A 13,583-nucleotide genomic window follows, 5' to 3' on the forward strand; every position below is an offset into this window, starting at 1 on the left:
GAGGATCTGGTCGAGGCTGATTTCTGCGCCAACTTCTGCCGGTATCTGTTCTATTTTCAATTTTTCGCCGCTGACAACGCGATACTGCTTGCCACCGGTTTTTATGACCGCGTACATGTTGGACTCCAAATGGCTAGATGGAAACTGAACAAAATGAAGCGAAGAACCGCGCATTCTACTTATTTTTCGCTGCTCGTCAAAGCCTTTTCGATTGCTTCGGGAACGCCCGGCTTGACGCAGGAGAGGGCGGCGCCTAAGATCCGGAAGTTTTTGTGCCAGGGTGCCGTGTCGTGAGAATGGAGCAACTCTATAACCTGATCGGGCCGGATATGAAGGCTGTGGATGCGGTCATCCATCAGCGCCTGCACTCCGACGTCACCCTGGTGCGGCAGGTGGCGGAGTACATCGTGCACAGTGGAGGCAAGCGACTGCGGCCGGCTCTCGTCCTGCTCTCGGCGGGCGCCCTGGGCTATCGTGGCACGCATCATCACGAACTTGCCGCGGTGATCGAATTCATCCACACGGCTACCTTGCTGCACGATGATGTGGTCGATGCTTCGGATCTGCGGCGCGGCCGCGAGACGGCCAACGCGATATTCGGCAATTCGGCGAGCGTCCTGGTTGGCGACTTTCTGTACTCGCGCGCATTCCAGATGATGGTGGCGGTGAACGACATGCGCATCATGCAGGTGTTGTCGAATGCCACCAACGTCATCGCTGAGGGTGAAGTGCTGCAGTTGATGAATTGCCACGATGCGGACGTTGACGAAGCGGACTATCTGCAGGTGATTCGCTACAAGACTGCCAAGCTGTTCGAGGCAGCGGCACAACTGGGCGCAATCATTGGCGGCGCGAGATCGGCGATCGAGCAGGCGATGGCGGTGTACGGAGGTCACCTGGGGACCGCCTTTCAGTTGATCGACGATGTCCTCGATTACTCGGGCGCCGAACTGGAGACCGGAAAGCATCTGGGTGACGATCTGGCAGAGGGCAAGCCAACCCTGCCGCTGATCTTCGTTCTGCGTAACGGGAATTCCGATCAGGTCGCCAGCGTGCGGCGCGCCATCGAAAACGGTGGTCGTGACGACTTGCCCGAGGTCCTGGCGGCGATCCGTGCAACCGGCGCTCTGGAGTATTCCAGGCAACAGGCGGCTGCCGAGGCCGAGCTTGCCGCGCGGTCGTTGGAACTCCTTCCCGCTTCTCAATACAAGGATTCCTTGTTAGAATTATGCCTCTTCGCGGTTGCTAGAAGTCATTAGCGCTGTCGTCGCATCGGTCGGGGCGTAGCTCAGCCTGGTAGAGTACTGCGTTCGGGACGCAGGAGTCGGAGGTTCGAATCCTCTCGCCCCGACCAACCGTTGCCTGTCAGCCTTGCCTTATGCTTGGGAGCCAGCCGCTCCGGGCGCCACCACTCCTGCAGTTCTCCGACGTGTTGCTGCGCCGGACGTGTTCCCGGTCTTCTGCTATGCTTGGCTGTTCTGCAGGACTTTTCCGGAAATGACGAAATACCTTTTGCTGATCGTGCTGGGGCTGTGCGTCTGGTGGATCTGGCGCAAGCTGCGACAGACGGACCACACGACTCCCCCGCGCCACGGGCGTGAGGCCGAGCGCATGGTCCAGTGTGCCCGCTGCGGCGTCAATCAGCCGATCGGCGAGAGCATACTGGCCAATGGTCGTTATTATTGCAGTGCCGCACATCTACGTGAGTCGCGTTCCGACGACGTTTGAATGGCGATGTCGAACACCGCGGGCGGCGGCCGGGAACGCTTTTCCGAGACGCACTGGAAGTCGCTGCGCTATTTCAATCTCTATCGCCTGACGGTCGCCACACTACTGCTCTCTTCGACGCTGCTCTATCCGTCAGCCTTTCCGGTGCTCACTCCGCACCAGGGCCTGCAGCATCTGCTGCTGGCTGGCGGCTACTTGGTCAGCGCTGCGCTGTCTGTGATTCTGGCCTATGGCTATCGTCAGCACGCGAGTACGCAGGTGACGGCGAGCGTACTGGTCGATGTGCTGGTCATGACACTGCTGATCCACATCGGTGGGGGGCTGGGTAGTGGGCTCGGCTCGATGCTGCTGGTTACCCTCGCCGGTGCCGGCTTGGTTGGACAGGGTCGACTGGTGCTTTTCTATGCCGCCATGGCGACCATCGCGGTCTTGTTCGAACAATCTTATCGCGGCTGGCTGAACGACCTCGATGCAGCCGGCTTCTTTCACGCCGGCGTATTCTGCATCGGTTTTTTTGCCGTAGCCATTTCGGCCCGCCTGCTGGCGCGTCGCGTGCTGGCCAACGAAGAGTTGGCGCGCCAGCGTGGCGTCGAGGTCAACAATCAGATGGTGATCAGTCAGCGCGTCATTGAAGAAATGCAGGAGGGCGTTCTGGTCCTCAGGGGCGACGACCGGGTAACGCAGAGCAATCCGCGCGCCAGACAGTTGCTGGCGGTGGCTGATGGTGGCCGGCAACCGGGTCTCGGCGAGTGCTCGCCCGAGCTGTCGCAGGCCTACACGGACTGGTCTCACCAGCACGGCGAAGATGCAGTATTGTTGCGTATTCCAGCCACCGGCATGCACTTGCGCGCCCGGTTCGTCGGCACTGCCAGTACCGAGAGCGATGTGCTGGTCTTTCTGGAGAATGTCAGTCGCCTTCGCGAGCAGGCGCAGCAGATCAAGCTGGCTGCTCTGGGGCGCCTGACCGCGAACATCGCGCACGAGATTCGCAACCCGCTGTCGGCGATCAGCCATGCCGGTGAACTCATGCGCGAAGAGCGACGTGGCGAGTTGTACGAACGCCTGCTGCGGATACTGCTGGACAACACGCAGCGCCTCGAGCGTATCGTGAGCGATGTCCTCGAGCTTGGGCGTCGCGATCGCGTCTACCGCGAGCCGATTGACCTGCGCCAGCTTCTGCCGTCCTTTGTCGAGCAATCGCTGGGCAAGGAACATCTGCCACCGGACCTGGTCCGGCTTGATGTTTCCGGCATGGCGACTCTCTGCTTCGATCGCTCACACATCCATCAGGTATTGTGGAACCTGCTGAGCAACGCCTTGCGTCATTCGCAGCGCAAGGTGGGGAGCGTGCTTCTCCTGATACGCGATGGCAAGCTTGAAGGTCAGGTGGAAGTGCATGTGATTGACGATGGGGCGGGCGTGGGCGACGACTGCCGGGAACAGATATTCGAGCCGTTTTTCACCACCCATCATCGCGGCACCGGTCTGGGGCTGTATATTGCGCGCGAGCTGTGCGAGGCAAATGAAGCGCAGCTCGAGCTCCAGGGTTCAGGTCCCGGCGCGGATTTTCGTCTCTTGGGGAGGGCGGTCGGTTGTTGACAGGCAAGGTGCAACGTCGCCCGCGCGGCGATCTGATCCGTGTGCTGGTGGTCGATGATGAGGCGGACATTCGTGAACTTCTCGATCTCACGGTGGCGCGCATGGGACTCTCGGCTGATTGTGCGGCTACGGTGACCGAAGCGAGGCAGTTCCTCGAACAGCAACGCTATCAACTATGTCTTACCGACATGCGTCTGCCTGACGGCGATGGCCTGGAGATCGTAAGGCTGATCGCCGAGCGTTACGGCGAAACACCGGTAGCGGTGATCACCGCCTTCGGCAACACCCAGAACGCGGTCGCCGCGCTGAAAGCAGGAGCCTTCGACTATCTGGCCAAGCCGGTGGCGCTGGATCAACTGCGCAGTCTGATCAAATCGGCGCTCGATCTGCCGCGGGTCGGTGCTGCGGCGGACGGTGCACCGCCCGCCAGCGCGGCGACGCGTCTCATCGGCCCATCGGCGGCAATTTGCCAGGTCCGGGAAATGATCGACAAGCTGGCGCGGAGTCAGGCACCGATCTATATCTCCGGTGAGTCGGGTACCGGCAAGGAACTGGCGGCACGCCTGATACATGATCACAGCGCACGCCGCACGGCCCCCTTCATTCCGGTGAACTGCGGAGCGATTCCCGAGAACCTGATGGAGAGCGAGTTTTTCGGTTACCGCAAGGGAGCATTTACCGGGGCGGAGAGCGATCGCGAGGGGTTTTTTCAGGCGGCGCAAGGGGGGACGCTGTTTCTCGACGAAGTTGCCGATCTGCCGTTGCCGATGCAGGTCAAGCTGCTGCGCGCCATACAGGAGAAGCGGGTACGCAAGGTCGGCAACACTGCCGAAGAAGCGGTCGATGTGCGCATCATCTCGGCAACCCATCACCGGCTCAAGGACTGTGTCGAGGCGGGAACCTTTCGCCAGGATCTGTATTATCGGGTGAACGTCATCGAACTCAGAATGCCCCCGTTGCGCGAGCGTAGCGAGGATATCGAGCCGCTGGTGGAAGCGCTGCTGCGGCGGCTCTGCGGAGCGCAGCCGCCGCGCCTCGATCGGCAGGCGGCGAACGCGCTGCAAGCCTACAGCTTTCCGGGCAACGTGCGCGAGCTCGAGAACATCCTGGAGCGCGCCACCGCGCTGTGCAACGGTGACACGGTGGTGCTTGATGATCTGCAACTGGCGCCAGCGATGGCGGTCCGCGACAGTCTTGGACGGGAGGGAGAGAGCCTTGACGACTACATCAATCGGGTCGAGAAACAGGCCATTCTTGAAGCATTGGCGAAGACAGCTTTCAATCGGACGGCGGCGGCCAGGCTGTTGGGCGTGAGCTTTCGTTCGCTGCGTTACCGAATCGAGCGCCTCGGGATCGAGGAATGACGGCAGCTTTTTCCGAACCGGCCGCGGGGATAGACGGTGATGGCTGGCTGGACGGCGCGTTGCGCGTCGCTTCGCCGAATTGCGATGCGCGTCCCGACGGGGCGGTGGTGTCGCTGATCGTCGTGCATGCGATCAGCCTGCCGCCCGCTCAGTTCGGTGGTGACGAAATCGTGCGTCTGTTCACCAACCGGCTCGACCCGGCGGCGCATCCCTATTTCGAGACGATCAGCAGCCTGCGGGTCTCGGCACATTTCCTCATCAGGCGAGATGGGGGCCTGATCCAGTTCGTTTCCTGTCGGCAGCGCGCCTGGCATGCCGGCCTGTCCTCCTGGCAGGGGCGGTCGCGCTGCAATGACTTTTCCCTGGGCATCGAGCTCGAGGGCTGTGACGAGCTGCCGTTCGAGGAAGCGCAGTACGGTGGCCTGCAGGAACTGCTCCGACGGCTGTGTGCACACTACCCGATCGAGGCTGTGGCGGGTCATTGTGACGTGGCGCCCGGTCGCAAGACGGATCCTGGTCCCTTCTTTGACTGGCGGCGCCTGGCCACGCTCGGCAGGCTGCCAGGGGTGCCGGGCTGAAATGCGCCGTGTTCGTTGTCTCGCTCCTGCGACATTCTCGGACGTGTCGAGGTGATGACATTCAGCCGAGAAAACGGTGGATCCTGTCCACCGCGTCGGCCAGGCGTTCGACGTCGGTGGTGTACGCGAAGCGCAAATGCTTGTCTGGCGCGTTGCTGCCGAAGTCGCGGCCGGGTGTGGTGGCGACGCCCGCCGATTCCAGGAGTTGGCGAGCAAAATCATCGCTGTCTCGGGTCAGCGCTGCGCAATTCGCGTAGATGTAGAAAGCGCCTTCCGGTCTGGCGGCAAGGCGGAACCCGAGCTTCTCGAGGGCTGGCGCCAGGAAGTCGCGCCGGCGCTTGAACTCTTGGCGGCGTCCTTCGAGGATGCTTAGCGTGGCCGGAGCGAAGGCTGCCAGTGCCGCGTGTTGAGCCGGTGTCGAGGGCGCGATGAAGAGATTCTGCGCCAGCTTCTCGATGGCGCGGGCGAACCGCTCGGGAACGACCAGCCAGCCGAGTCGCCAGCCGGTCATGTTGAAGTACTTGGAGAAGCTCTGCACGATGAAAATGTCATCGCCAAACCTTAGGGCGGTGGGCACCTCACGCTCATAGGTCAGTCCGTGGTAGATCTCGTCTACGATCAGTTGCCCTCCCTGTTGCCGGACAAAATTGGCGATCGCAACCAGCACCTCGTCTGCCAGCAGGGTGCCGGTGGGATTGGCTGGCGACGCCAGGAGCGCGCCGGCGGTGTGCCGATTCCAGTGTCGTTCGAGGTCATCAAGGGTCGGCTGGAAATTGCTGGCGGGACCGACCGGAATCCCGACCGGCAGGCCACCGAAGCTGCGCACGAAGCTGCGGTTGCACGGATAACCCGGGTCGGTGAGCAGCCACTGGCTGCCGGTTTCGGCAAGGCAGGCCATGGTTAGTAACAGCCCGCCGGATGCGCCGGCCGTCACGACGATGCGAGAGGGCGATACATCGATGCCGTAGCGTGTCGTGTAGAAGGCAGCAATGGTGCTGCGCAGCTCGGGCAGACCGAGCGCTGCCGTGTAGCCGACGCGACCGGTGGCGATGTGCGCCTGGGCCGCAGCCAGCATCGGTTGCGGGGTTGGGAAGTCGGGTTCGCCGACTTCCATGTGAATGATGTCGCGTCCTTCTGCTTCCAGTGCCTTGGCGCGCGCCATCAACTCCATGACGTGGAAGGGGGCGATGTCGGCAAGGCGGCGTGCGGGAAAGCTGGGCATGGTCTTGGCTGGCGGTTTGGGGTTGGGCGGGTAGTCTGGGCGCGAGGCCTGGTGCAGGTGTAAAAAGGCCGCCCGGAGGCGGCCTTCCTGACCTGCTTTGGTCAAGCTCAGGCGGCCTGGAATCCTTTTTCGAACTCGTCGCGGATCGCTGCAAGTTTGCTCGGCAGCTTGTCGCCCATTTTGCCGAACCAGTCCTTGACGCCTTCCAGTTCGCTCATCCAGGCTTGCTTGTCGAGGCTGGTGACGCCGGCGAACTCGTCTTTCGAGAAGTCGGTGCCGGACCAGTCCATATCCTCGTAGTTCGGCATCCAGCCGAGCGTGGTTTCCCGCGCCGAAACCTTGCCCTCGCAGCGTTCGATGATCCATTTCAGGACACGCGCGTTGTCGCCGAAACCCGGCCAGGCGAATCCGCCCTGCTCGTTCATGCGGAACCAGTTGACCATGAAGATCGGCACCGGCTTGTCGGCAACGCTGCCCATCTTCAGCCAATGGTTGTAGTAGTCGGCCATGTTGTAGCCGCAGAAGGGCAGCATGGCGAATGGGTCACGGCGGACGACGCCCTGCTGCCCGAAGGCGGCGGCGGTGGTCTCCGAGCCGAGCGTGGCGGCGGCGTAGACGCCGTGCTCCCAGTCGCGCGTCTGGCAGACCAGCGGCACGGTCGAGGCGCGACGGCCACCAAACAGGAACGCCGAGATGGGAACACCCTCCGGGCTTTGCCATTTCTCGTCGATGCACGGGCACTGTGCGGCCGGGGCGGTGAAGCGGGAGTTCGGGTGTGCTGCCTTGGTGCCCTTTTCCTTGGCAATTTCCGGCGTCCAGTCGTTGCCCTGCCAGTCGATGGCGTGGGCCGGCGCCGGGCCCATGCCTTCCCACCAGACGTCACCGTCGTCGGTCAGCGCGACGTTGGTGAAGATGGTGTTCTCGGCCAGCGAGGCCATGGCATTGAAGTTGGTCTTGTCGTTGGTGCCGGGAGCAACGCCGAAGAAGCCGGCTTCCGGGTTGATCGCATAGAGGCGGGTGACGCCGTCCTTGTCCTTGCGTGGCTTGATCCAGGCGATGTCGTCGCCGATCGTCGTGATTTTCCAGCCGCCTAGGCTCTGCGGTGGTACCAGCATGGCGAAATTGGTCTTGCCGCAGGCCGACGGGAAAGCTGCCGCGACGTAGTGCTTGTCACCGGCCGGCGATTCGACGCCGAGGATCAGCATGTGTTCGGCCATCCAGCCATCGTCACGTGCCATGTTGGAAGCGATGCGCAGGGCCAGACATTTCTTGCCGAGCAGCGCGTTGCCGCCGTAGCCCGAACCGTATGACCAGATTTCGCGGGTCTCGGGATAGTGCACGATGTACTTGGTGGTCGGGTTGCACGGCCAGCGCGGATCCTTCTGGCCGGGCTCCTTCGGCGCGCCGATCGAGTGTACGCATGGTACGAACACTCCGTCGGTACCGAGCACCGGGAACACGTCCTTGCCCATCCTGGTCATGATGCGCATGTTCACCACGACGTAAGCGCTGTCGGTGATCTCGATGCCGATCTGGGCGATCGGCGAGCCGATCGGACCCATCGAGAACGGAATGACATACATCGTACGGCCCTTCATGCAGCCCTTGAAGAGGCCGCTGAGGATGCCTCGCATCTTGGCCGGGTCTTCCCAGTTGTTGGTTGGGCCGGCGTCTTCCTTCTTCTCGGAGCAGATGTAGGTGCGGTCTTCGACCCGGGCAACATCGGACGGATCGGAAAAAGCGAGGAATGAGTTCTTGCGCTTTTTGAGCTTGATGAAGGTGCCGGCCTCGACCAGTTCGGCACACAGGCGATCGTATTCTTCCTGTGAACCGTCGGCCCAGACGACCTGGGCCGGCTCGGCGAGCGCCGCGATTTCGGCAACCCATTGCTTCAGGCGCTCATGTTTGACGTAGTCGGGGGCGTTGATGGAAACAGTCTGGTTCATGGTCATCACTCTCGAAGGAAGGTAGAGGAGCGGAAGTCACCGTGCAGCGGCGCGCAGAGCCAAACCTGAATGGCCCGGAACCGGAACGGTCTGTCCAGCCCAGTCGGGTGCGACGCGTCGGTCGCGGTTGGCGAGAAACAAGCCCAGAGCAGGGGGGAGGTCAGCATGCTAGGCGTTGGTGCTACAAGGATTTGAGGGTTTGTGTAATTATGCCACAGGTACGATCTGCACTCACGGTCGACACGAAGAAGCGCGCTGTCGAGAAGCCGCGGAGAAGCATCGCCCCCGGTCGCTGATGACCGCCTGCGAGCCATGGGCACCTGCTGTGGCTCGATACGCTTGAGGAGAGTCAAGATGAACAAAGAAAAAAACCAGCTACGCACCGCGGCACTGTTCTACCACCGGAATCCGAAGCCGGGCAAGGTGGCAATCCAGCCGACCAAGCAACTGGCCAACCAGTATGACCTGTCAATGGCCTACTCTCCAGGCGTGGCAGCGGCTTGCGAAGAGATTGTCGCGCTTCCCGGTGAAGCCAGCACGCTCACCTCGCGGGCCAATCTGGTCGGTGTGATCACCAATGGCACGGCGGTATTGGGCCTCGGAGCGATCGGCCCACTGGCCGCCAAGCCGGTAATGGAGGGCAAGGCGGTGTTGTTCAAGAAATTTGCCAACATCGACGTCTTCGATCTGGAGATCGATGAACGCGACCCCGATCGCCTGGTGGAAATCGTTGCCTCTCTGGAGCCGACCTTCGGCGGCATCAACCTCGAAGACATCAAGGCGCCGGAGTGCTTCTACGTCGAGAAGAAGTTGCGCGAGCGGATGAAGATTCCGGTATTCCACGACGATCAGCACGGTACCGCGATTGTTGTCGGCGCTGCGATTCTCAACGGACTGTTCCTGCAGGGCAAGGAAATTAGCCAGGTCAAGCTGGTCACCTCGGGGGCCGGCGCCGCCGCACTCGCCTGTCTGGATTTGCTGGTAATGCTCGGTGTCCCGGTCGAGAACATCTGGGTGACCGATATCAAGGGACTGGTGTACGAGGGGCGTGTCGAGGAGATGGACGAGGTCAAGGCACGCTACGCCAAGCGGACCGATGCCCGCACCCTGGCTGAGGTGATCGCCGGGGCAGACGTCTTCCTCGGCTTGTCGGCTGGCGGCGTGCTCAAACCCGAGATGGTGGCGGCGATGGCCCCGGCGCCACTGATCATGGCTCTGGCCAACCCCAATCCCGAGATCAAGCCCGAGGACGTCAGGGCCGTGCGCGACGACGCAATCATTGCCACCGGTCGTTCGGACTATCCGAATCAGGTAAACAACGTGTTGTGTTTTCCGTTCATTTTTCGCGGCGCCCTTGATGTCGGAGCGACGACCATTACCGAGGCGATGAAGCTGGCAGCAGTCAGGGCGATTGCCGAACTGGCACGCGTCGAGCAGTCGGAAGTCGCCGTCAAGGCCTACGGGGAAAAGCATGCCAATTTCGGCCCTGAGTACCTGATTCCCAATCCGTTCGATCCACGATTGATCGGCAAGATCGCGCCGGCGGTCGCCGAGGCGGCAATGGAATCGGGAGTGGCAAGCCGGCCGATCAGGGATATCGAGGCCTATCGGGACAGCCTGGATGAATTCGTCTACCACTTTGGCCTGATCATGAAGCCGGTTTTCTCGCAGGCCAAGCAGGCGCCGAGACGTGTCGTTTTCGCCGAGGGGGAAGACGATCGGGTGTTGCGGGCCATCCAGGTGATCGTCGATGAAGGTATCGCGCGCCCCATTCTGATCGGTGACCCGCGCGAAATCATGCGCAAGCTCGATGCGCTGAACCTGCGCGTCAGCCCCGAGAACGATTTCGACATCGTTTACGCGGACAACAACGAATTCTTTGACACGCATTTCGAGTCGTACTGGCGCGAATACCGACTCTTGATGGAGCGTAAGGGTGTTTCGGCGGAGTTCGCCAGGCGCGAGGTGCGGCGGCGTGCATCGTTGTTCGGCGCCATGATGGTGCGCATGGGTGACGCGGACGGACTGATCTGTGGCACTTTCGGGCGTCACGACGTGCACCGCGAATACGTCGAGAGCGTCATCGGTCTGGCGCCTGGGGTGCGTAATCTTTATGCGATGAGCTTGCTGGTGTTGCCCGATCGCACCTTGTTCATCGCCGATACCTACATCAACTACGAACCGTCGGCGGAGCAGTTGGTCGACATGACCTTGCTCGCGGCAGACGAGGTTCGGCGCTTCGGTGTGACTCCGAGAGTGGCCTTGCTGTCGCATTCGTCATTCGGCTCGGAGAACACGCCGACCGCATGCAAGATGCGTGAAGCGCTGAGGCTGCTCAAGGAGCGCGCGCCGCGCCTGGAGGTCGAGGGCGAGATGCATGGTGATGCCGCACTCGATGATCACATCAGGCAGCGGGTTTTTCCGAGTGACGCGCGCCTGAAGGGGCAGGCGAACCTGTTGATCATGCCGACCCTGGATGCGGCCAACATCTCGTTCAACCTGCTCAAGATCGCTTCCGGCGACAACCTGACAATCGGACCGGTCCTCCTGGGGGCCGCGCAACCGGTGCATATACTGACCTCGACCGCGACCGTGCGACGGATCGTGAACATGACGGCGCTGACGGTGGTAGACAAGTTGATGAATGAACGCTGACCGAGTCGTCGCAGTCCGTTGTCCGATCCACCCGGCCGGTTGGCCTTGCCATCCCGCCAACCGGTTTTGTGCGACTTGATGGTTCGGGTGCGCAAGGTCTGAAGCAATGGCGAATGGCAGGACTGCACTGGTACTCGGCGGCGGCGGCGCGCGCGCCGCCTATCAGGTCGGCGTGCTGCTTGCCGTTCGCGACCTGCTTGGCAATCCGACCGAGAATCCTTTTCCGATTCTTTGTGGGACTTCTGCCGGTGCGGTCAATGCCGGGACGCTGGCATGCTATGCGAAAAACTTCAGTGCTGCCGTGGAGTCTCTGGCCGAGGTGTGGCGGAACATGCACGCCGGCCATATCTATCGTGCCGACGTGCTCGGCATCGGGTTCGGCGGAGCGCGCTGGCTTGCTTGCTTGCTGTTGGGCTGGGCAACCGGAGGCAGCCCCCGTGCACTGCTCGACAATCAGCCCTTGCGGAAACTGCTCGCAGAGAAGCTGGAGTTCCGTAACATCGATCGCTGTCTTGAAAGCGGTGCGCTCTACGCAGTAAGCATCACGGCATCGGGTTATACGACAGGCGACGGGATCAGTTTCTTTCAGGCCCACCCGGAGGTTCCGACCTGGCGGCGGAAGCAGCGCGCCGGTTGTCGCGCACACCTGACGGTCGAGCATCTGATGGCATCGAGCGCCATCCCTTTTTTCTTCCCCGCGGTGCATCTCAACCGGGAATTCTTTGGCGACGGATCGATGCGCCAGCTTGCACCGCTGTCGCCCGCCATCCATCTGGGAGCCGAGAAGGTCCTGGTGGTCGGCGTCGGGCAAGCCAATGACGGGATGCCGCGACAGAGTTCGCAGGTCTATCCGACCTTGGCGCAGATTGCTGGCCACGCGTTGTCATCCATCTTTCTGGATAGCCTCGCGGTTGACCTGGAACGGCTGGAGCGAATCAACGAAACCCTGTCGAAAATCCCGCGAAACCTGCAGGCGAGCGGCGACATTTCCTTGCGACCGGTACGGTCGCTGGTGATCAGCCCGTCAGAGCGTCTCGATTGCCTCGCAGCACGGCATGCCGGCGCGCTCCCTTGGGCGGTGAGGATGTTGTTGCGTGGCCTGGGTGCGATGAATCGGCACGGGGGTGCGCTGACCAGCTACCTGCTTTTCGAACAGGCCTATACCAATGCACTGATCGATCTTGGCTACAAGGATGCGATGGCCCGACGGGACGAGATCAAGTCTTTTCTTGCCGCTTGAGGCGCATCATGTGCTACATTACATAGTTCATGTATCTCCTTATTTTTGATCGTCTATGGCCTTGAGGTTCGGAAGTGCTGTAGAATTGCCCTGAACATTGAATCGCGCGGGAGGCTTGCAATGCGGATGACGCTCAGATCAGTTGGTTTGCTGTTTGCCATTGCGGCAACCACCGTTGTACCGACGGGCAGCCTGCATGCGGTTGAGCAGGCCAAGGGAAAGACTGCTTCACCGAAGGGGAAAACCACTACGGCTGCCGAGAAAAGTCCGGCCAAATCGCCGGCGCAGGCGGTAAAGGCCGAGCCGGCCGCCGGAAAGCGCCTGGCCGCGTCGGCCACGCCAAAGACTTCGAGTGCCCCTGCGGCAGCGGCCGGCAAGACTACGCAAACTGCAGTCAAGACCAGGCAAGAGCTGTCGGCTGCGCCGGCGGCCCGGAAAGGCAAGCCGGCAATTGTCGTGGCAAAAGCCGAGCGTGTTCCTGCCGCGCGTAGCAGGAGTGGTACTGTCCATCCGGCCAGCCCGGAGGCAAGCCACAGTGCACAGAAACGCCACCTGACGCGAGCGCTCGCCAACAGCGCCGATCTCTGGCAGGATCCCGGACGATTGGCGGTGCAATCCGGGTCGGCGCTGGTGATCGGACAGGATGCGGGAGAGCTGCTGTATGAAAAGAACGCCAGCGCCGTGGTGCCCATAGCATCGATTACCAAGCTGATGACGGCGATGGTGGTGCTTGACAGCCTACCAAATCTGCAGGCCCCGATCGCCATCGGTGATGAGGATGTCGACTATTTGCGCGGTAGCCGTTCGCGTCTCGGCGTGGGAACGGTGATATCGCGCGAGACAGCGTTGTTGCTGGCACTGATGTCTTCCGAGAATCGCGCGTCGCATGCTCTCGCACGTCACTATCCGGGAGGCTTGCAGGCGTTTGTGGCGGCGATGAATCGTAAGGCTGCGTCGCTCGGTATGGCCAATACACGTTTTGAGGACCCGACCGGCTTGAGCAGCAACAACGTGTCGACGGCCCATGATCTGGCACGTATGGTGGCGGCCGCACACCGCTATCCCCTGATTCGCGAGTTCTCGACCACACCGGGAGTGCGCGCCGAGGTGAAAGGCCGCGAACTCGACTTCCACAATACCAATCAGTTGGTCAGCAGTCCGACCTGGGAAATTGGTCTGTCGAAGACAGGCTACATTCAGGAAGCCGGCAAGTGCCTGGTGATGCAGGCTCGGGTGGCAGACAAGCCGGTG

General features: G+C 61.7%; 11 protein-coding genes and 1 tRNA gene. 9 read left to right on the plus strand and 3 right to left on the minus strand.

What is annotated here, in order from left to right:
• Positions 1-117 (minus strand): bL21 family ribosomal protein (locus tag JNK99_RS05175; protein ID WP_291849644.1); only part of this gene is annotated, 117 nt, incomplete at its 3' end.
• Between the two features lie 173 nt (positions 118-290).
• Here JNK99_RS05175 and JNK99_RS05180 point away from each other — a divergent pair.
• The 6 genes from JNK99_RS05180 (at position 291) to ampD (ending at position 5,269) form a co-directional block, all read left to right on the plus strand.
• Positions 291-1,259 carry a polyprenyl synthetase family protein gene (locus JNK99_RS05180; RefSeq protein ID WP_291849608.1) on the plus strand — a complete coding sequence of 323 codons (969 nt, stop codon included), beginning with the start codon at positions 291-293 and terminating at the stop codon, positions 1,257-1,259.
• A gap of 18 nt (positions 1,260-1,277) precedes the next feature.
• Positions 1,278-1,354 (plus strand) — tRNA-Pro (locus JNK99_RS05185).
• Positions 1,355-1,497: 143 nt separating this feature from the next.
• Entirely contained in the window at positions 1,498-1,728 is a 231-nt protein-coding gene (locus JNK99_RS05190; RefSeq protein WP_034913873.1) for a PP0621 family protein, read from the plus strand.
• Positions 1,729-3,327 carry a HAMP domain-containing sensor histidine kinase gene (locus JNK99_RS05195; protein ID WP_291849618.1) on the plus strand — a complete coding sequence of 533 codons (1,599 nt, stop codon included), beginning with the start codon at positions 1,729-1,731 and terminating at the stop codon, positions 3,325-3,327. It begins immediately after the preceding gene.
• Entirely contained in the window at positions 3,321-4,691 is a 1,371-nt protein-coding gene (locus JNK99_RS05200; RefSeq protein ID WP_291849622.1) for a sigma-54 dependent transcriptional regulator, read from the plus strand. Before JNK99_RS05195 ends, JNK99_RS05200 begins: the two co-directional genes overlap by 7 nt.
• Positions 4,688-5,269 carry a 1,6-anhydro-N-acetylmuramyl-L-alanine amidase AmpD gene (gene ampD, locus JNK99_RS05205; RefSeq protein ID WP_291849624.1) on the plus strand — a complete coding sequence of 194 codons (582 nt, stop codon included), beginning with the start codon at positions 4,688-4,690 and terminating at the stop codon, positions 5,267-5,269. The genes JNK99_RS05200 and ampD overlap by 4 nt, the downstream gene beginning before the upstream one ends.
• Before the next feature lie 61 nt (positions 5,270-5,330).
• Here ampD and JNK99_RS05210 read toward each other — a convergent pair whose 3' ends face one another.
• Both JNK99_RS05210 and JNK99_RS05215 read right to left on the minus strand, forming a co-directional pair.
• Positions 5,331-6,491, minus strand: coding sequence for a pyridoxal phosphate-dependent aminotransferase (locus JNK99_RS05210; RefSeq protein ID WP_291849628.1), 1,161 nt, complete (start codon positions 6,489-6,491; stop codon positions 5,331-5,333).
• 107 nt (positions 6,492-6,598) lie between these two features.
• The gene (locus JNK99_RS05215) at positions 6,599-8,437 is read right to left on the minus strand and encodes a phosphoenolpyruvate carboxykinase (GTP) (protein ID WP_291849631.1); all 1,839 of its coding nucleotides are present in this window, start codon (positions 8,435-8,437) and stop codon (positions 6,599-6,601) included.
• A gap of 354 nt (positions 8,438-8,791) precedes the next feature.
• Between JNK99_RS05215 and JNK99_RS05220 the strand changes: the two genes are divergently transcribed.
• The 3 genes from JNK99_RS05220 to JNK99_RS05230 form a co-directional block, all read left to right on the plus strand.
• Complete coding sequence (locus tag JNK99_RS05220; protein ID WP_291849635.1) at positions 8,792-11,092, plus strand: NADP-dependent malic enzyme; 2,301 nt, start codon at positions 8,792-8,794, stop codon at positions 11,090-11,092.
• Between the two features lie 106 nt (positions 11,093-11,198).
• Positions 11,199-12,332 carry a patatin-like phospholipase family protein gene (locus tag JNK99_RS05225; protein ID WP_291849638.1) on the plus strand — a complete coding sequence of 378 codons (1,134 nt, stop codon included), beginning with the start codon at positions 11,199-11,201 and terminating at the stop codon, positions 12,330-12,332.
• Positions 12,333-12,458: 126 nt separating this feature from the next.
• Positions 12,459-13,583, plus strand: a 1,125-nt coding sequence (locus tag JNK99_RS05230; RefSeq protein ID WP_291849641.1) for a serine hydrolase, incomplete at its 3' end; no start/stop codon positions are given.

The sequence above is a fragment of the Accumulibacter sp. genome (assembly GCF_016789985.1).
Classification (GTDB): Bacteria; Pseudomonadota; Gammaproteobacteria; order Burkholderiales; family Rhodocyclaceae; genus Accumulibacter.

What these genes read in the sequence shown, in the direction of transcription:
- JNK99_RS05190 (WP_034913873.1), top strand. Translation starts at nt 1,498, where the DNA reads ATGACGAAATACCTTTTGCTGATCGTGCTGGGGCTGTGCGTCTGGTGG.
- JNK99_RS05195 (WP_291849618.1), top strand. Translation starts at nt 1,729, where the DNA reads ATGGCGATGTCGAACACCGCGGGCGGCGGCCGGGAACGCTTTTCCGAG.
- ampD (WP_291849624.1), top strand. Translation starts at nt 4,688, where the DNA reads ATGACGGCAGCTTTTTCCGAACCGGCCGCGGGGATAGACGGTGATGGC.
- JNK99_RS05210 (WP_291849628.1), bottom strand. Translation starts at nt 6,491, where the DNA reads ATGCCCAGCTTTCCCGCACGCCGCCTTGCCGACATCGCCCCCTTCCAC.
- JNK99_RS05215 (WP_291849631.1), bottom strand. Translation starts at nt 8,437, where the DNA reads ATGAACCAGACTGTTTCCATCAACGCCCCCGACTACGTCAAACATGAG.
- JNK99_RS05220 (WP_291849635.1), top strand. Translation starts at nt 8,792, where the DNA reads ATGAACAAAGAAAAAAACCAGCTACGCACCGCGGCACTGTTCTACCAC.
- JNK99_RS05225 (WP_291849638.1), top strand. Translation starts at nt 11,199, where the DNA reads ATGGCGAATGGCAGGACTGCACTGGTACTCGGCGGCGGCGGCGCGCGC.